Origin of the sequence: Acetobacter okinawensis, assembly GCF_002153655.1 — a bacterium.
Lineage (GTDB): Bacteria > Pseudomonadota > Alphaproteobacteria > Acetobacterales > Acetobacteraceae > Acetobacter > Acetobacter okinawensis_A.
The window spans coordinates 1-692 of sequence record NZ_JOPJ01000085.1 but is presented as its reverse complement, the minus strand read 5'-3'; the positions used below and the strand labels follow the sequence as shown (position 1 = coordinate 692).

General features: G+C 38.0%; 1 protein-coding gene. It reads left to right on the top strand.

All coding sequences use genetic code 11. The features are described from left to right. Nucleotides 1-440: 440 nt before the first annotated feature. Nucleotides 441-692, top strand: a 252-nt coding sequence (locus tag HK26_RS13785) for a hypothetical protein (RefSeq protein ID WP_219337102.1), incomplete at its 3' end; no start/stop codon positions are given.

Genomic DNA, 692 nt, shown 5'->3' with positions numbered 1-692 from the left:
TCCTCCATAAATGAACCGTAGAAGCATGGTTTTCCCGTGAAGGGTATAATCTTCCCTGAAAGTCTGTTCTGTTTCTCTCCATGGCTTATGTCGCATTAAAACAGCGTATCCGATGCTTTGCCCTACGGGTTATTCCAGCAAACCTGTTTCCGAATGATATCCGGGGTATTTCGTCTGTGTCTGATTTTTTCAACACATAGTCGCACAGGTTTCCTGTTGAACCTTTCTGTGTTTTTTCTCTTACTAGTCAACTGAAAACCCTGTTGACTATTTCATGCAAAACACACCACTGAAACAACAAACAAACCTGTTAATTATTTCCATTAATATTATAACTATTTTATATATTTATTTGTATACACGCATATAAACATTGCATTTTATTTAAATATAGTTTATAAATAACGTATATTTAAGGAGTTATTGAATGGAGTAATATTATGATAAATTACAGCACTGCTTTTTCCCTGTTATCTGAAGGCATCAGAATCCCGGATAATCGTTCCTGTCCCTTGGCTGGACGTTACCTGCGTTGTTTCTCTTCTGCGCGTGAAGTCGGATATAGTAGCAATTTCTACATTCGTGATTTTGTCATGGTGAATGCCCCAAGAACGGCTGTTGTCAATAAACTGGTAGAGTTGGGGCGTGACATTCTTTGGATGTTTCCTGAGTTCATAGAGGTTCCTGATACA